Source organism: Streptomyces sp. NPDC002476, assembly GCF_042889785.1.
GTDB lineage: Bacteria > Actinomycetota > Actinomycetes > Streptomycetales > Streptomycetaceae > Streptomyces.
On record NZ_JBIARH010000099.1, the window covers coordinates 1 to 3,369 of the forward strand.

The 3,369-nt window shown below is 68.2% G+C and carries 3 protein-coding genes and 1 pseudogene; all 4 read left to right on the forward strand.

Annotation, left to right across the window (positions count from 1 at the left end):
• A pseudogene (locus tag ACFYXM_RS36990) lies at positions 1–540 on the forward strand (sugar ABC transporter substrate-binding protein); the annotation flags it as partial.
• Between the two features lie 107 nt (positions 541–647).
• Positions 648–1,553, forward strand: a complete 906-nt coding sequence (locus ACFYXM_RS36995) for a carbohydrate ABC transporter permease (RefSeq protein WP_389296228.1) — start codon at positions 648–650, stop codon at positions 1,551–1,553.
• 2 nt (positions 1,554–1,555) lie between these two features.
• The gene (locus ACFYXM_RS37000; RefSeq protein ID WP_389296230.1) at positions 1,556–2,503 is read left to right on the forward strand and encodes a carbohydrate ABC transporter permease; all 948 of its coding nucleotides are present in this window, start codon (positions 1,556–1,558) and stop codon (positions 2,501–2,503) included.
• 6 nt (positions 2,504–2,509) lie between these two features.
• The coding region (locus tag ACFYXM_RS37005; protein WP_389296232.1) for an NAD-dependent epimerase/dehydratase family protein at positions 2,510–3,369 on the forward strand (860 nt) is incomplete at its 3' end.

Sequence of the window (3,369 nt, forward strand, 5' to 3'; positions counted from 1 at the left end):
TATCTGAAGAAGCTCGTCGACGGCGGCTACACCGACAAGGACATGATCACGACCACGCCCAAGCTGGAGCAGACCCCGATCGCCAAGGGCAAGGTCGCCTGCACCTGGCAGAACATCCCGGCGGACGTCGAGCCGTTCTGGGGCAAGGAGAACATCGTCGTCCAGCCGCCGCTGAAGGACGCCAAGTCGGTCGGGTACGGCACGGTGGGCGCCCTGTCGATGCTGAAGGGCGCCGACAAGAAGAACACCGGCGACTGGCTGAACTTCGTCGCCGAGTCGAAGAACGCGGCCGGTCTGCAGAAGGAGGCGGGCTACTTCCCGGCCCGGAAGTCCGGCGGCGACCTCTACCCCAACGACGCCCTCCAGACGGCGGTCGGCGCCACGCTGCCGAGCATGACCGTGGGCCCGCTCCAGGACAAGTCCCGTGAGGTCCAGGGCGTGCTGGCACCGGAGATCCAGGCCGCGCTGCTGGGCAAGAAGAGCCCCAAGGAGGCGCTGGACGCCGCGCAGAAGGCCGCGCAGGCACTGCTCGGCCGCTGATACCGGATGCGGGGCCCGTTCCGGCCGCACCCGGAACCCGGCCCCGCATCCCCCCGGGGCGTTCTCGTCCGCCCCCGCCCTTTCCCCCGCACCGCAAGGAGATCCCCGTGGCAGTCGTCGCGGAACCCACCCGCCGGGGCCGTCGCAGTGGGCCGCTGACGCGCCGCGAGGCCCGTATCGGTCTGCTGTTCGTCCTCCCGTGCTTCCTGCTCTTCCTCGCCTTCCGGTTCGGTCCGGGCATCGCCGGTGTGCTGATGAGCTTCACCGACTACACCCTGACCGGCGGCGGCAGCTTCATCGGACTGGACAACTTCACCCGCCTGTGGGACGACCCGCTGTTCTGGCAGGCGCTGAAGGTCACCGTCCTGTACACCGTGCTCGCCGTGCCGGGCACGCTCATCGCGTCGGTGTCGCTGGCACTGATCACCCGTCGCGCGTTCCGCGGCTCGAAGTTCTTCCGGTCGGTGTTCTTCCTGCCGGTCGTCACCTCGCTGGTGCTGGCCGCCACCGTCTTCGTGTGGATCTTCTCGACCGGCGGCCCGTGGTCGACGCTGATGGGCGTGTTCGGAATGTCCGAGGGCTCCTGGCTCTCCGACGACGTGCTGGTGCTGCCCGCCCTCGCAATCGTCGGCATCTGGTCCCGCTTCGGCTACGGGATGCTGATCCTGCTGGCCCGGATGCAAGACATCCCCCGAGAGCTGGAAGAGGCCGCGCTCACCGACGGCGCCGGTGCCTGGCAGCGATTCCGGTACATCGTGCTGCCACAGCTCAAGCCCGCCCTGTTCTTCCTCGCCGTGATCGAGACCACCGCCTCCTTCCAGGTCTTCGACGCGGTCTACACGATGACCGGCGGCGGCCCCGCCAACGCCAGCTACACGCTCGTCTTCCAGCTCTACGACGCGGGCTTCAAGTACTTCGACCTGGGCTACGCCTCCGCCATCGGTGTCGCGCTGTTCGCGCTCACCGTCGTGGTCGCACTGATCCAGCGGCTCGCGATCGGGAAGGACCAGTGACCATGACCGCAACACCCGAAAAGACCGCGCCCCCGCCCACGGACACCGCTCCCACGACGCCCGACCGGGCCACGCGCCGGGCCGAACGCCGACTGCGCAAGCTCGCAGACCGCGACACCGTCCCGCACAGCATGCGCCCCACCCGGACCGGCCGGATCGGCCGCGCCGTCCTGCTGACCGTGGCCGCCCTCGTCACGGTCTTCCCCTTCTACGCCATGGTCGTACTGTCGCTGAAGCCGTCCGCCGCCGTCGAATTCCCCGGCAGCCTCCTGCCCTGGCCGCTGAGCGGCGAAGCCTACGACACCGTCCTCAACTCCCAGGATGTACCACGCTGGCTGCTCAACACCCTCCTCTACTCGATCATCTCCGTCATCGGCGTGCTGCTGCTCGCCTCGCTCGCCGGCTACGCCTTCGCCAAGAAGCGCTTCCCCGGCCGGGAGACGATGTTCTGGTCGTTCCTGTCGATGGTGATGGTCCCCTACCACGTCACGATGATCCCGACCTTCGCAATGATCGCGAAACTGGGCGGCGTGGACACCTACTGGGGCCTGATCCTGCCGACGCTGGCCAACGCCCAGGCGGTCTTCCTGATGCGCCAGTTCATCCAGGGACTGCCGGACGAACTCTTCGAGGCGGCCCGCCTCGACGGCTGCAACGAGTGGCAGATCTTCCACCGCATCGTGCTGCCGCTCCTCAAACCGATCCTGGCCACCCTCGGAGTGTTCGTCTTCCTGTGGCACTGGAACGACTTCCTGTGGCCACTCGTCATCGGCCAGTCCACCGACATGCGCACCCTCACCGTCGGCATCGCCTCCCTCCAGCAGCAGAACGTACCGCTCAACGTCGTGCTCTCCGGCTCCGTCATCGCGTTCGTGCCCATCTTCGCCGCCTACCTGGTGGGCCAGCGCTACTTCACCGAGGGCGTCACCGCGTCCGGAATCAAGGGATAACAACGAATGTTCACCGATGAAGCCGCTCTGGAGGAGCGGCTCGCCACCCCCTCCCCCGCACTCGTCACCGACCTGGGCCGCCTCGACGGCGACCTCCTCGTACTCGGCGCCGGCGGCAAAATGGGCCCCAGCCTGTGCACACTCGCCCGCCGCGCACTGGACACCGCAGGCCGCACCGACGTGACCGTACACGCGGTCTCCCGCTGGTCCGACCCCGCCGCAGCACAACAACTGCAGGACGCCGGGGTCCGAACCGTCCCCTTCGACCTCATGGACCCAGCCGCAGACCTGGCCTCGCTGCCCGACGCCGGGAACATCGTCTTCATGGTCGGCGCCAAGTTCGGCTCCGCCGGAGCACCCTCCCACGCCTGGGCAGTCAACGCCGCCATGCCGGACCGCGTGACGCGCCGCTGGCCGCACGCACGGATCGCCGCGTTCTCCACCGGCAACGTCTACCCGCTGGTACCCGTATCCTCCGGCGGCTGCACCGAGAACGACCCGGTCGGCCCGGTCGGCGAGTACGCCATGTCATGCCTGGGCCGCGAACGAATCTTCAGCCACGCCGCACTGACCCGGGGCACCAAGATCGCCAACATCCGCCTCAACTACGCAGTCGACCTGCGCTACGGCGTCCTCGCCGACATCGCCCACCGCGTACATGCAGGCGAGCCCGTCGACGTGACCACCGGCCACGCCAACGTCGTGTGGCAGGGATACGCCAACGAAGTCGCCCTGCGCTCACTGCTCCACGCCACCGGCAGCGAGCCCTTCACACTCAACCTCACCGGCCCCGAAACCGCGTCCGTACGGCGCCTGGCCCAATGGCTCGGCAAAGAGTTCGACAAGGAACCGGTACTGGCAGGCGA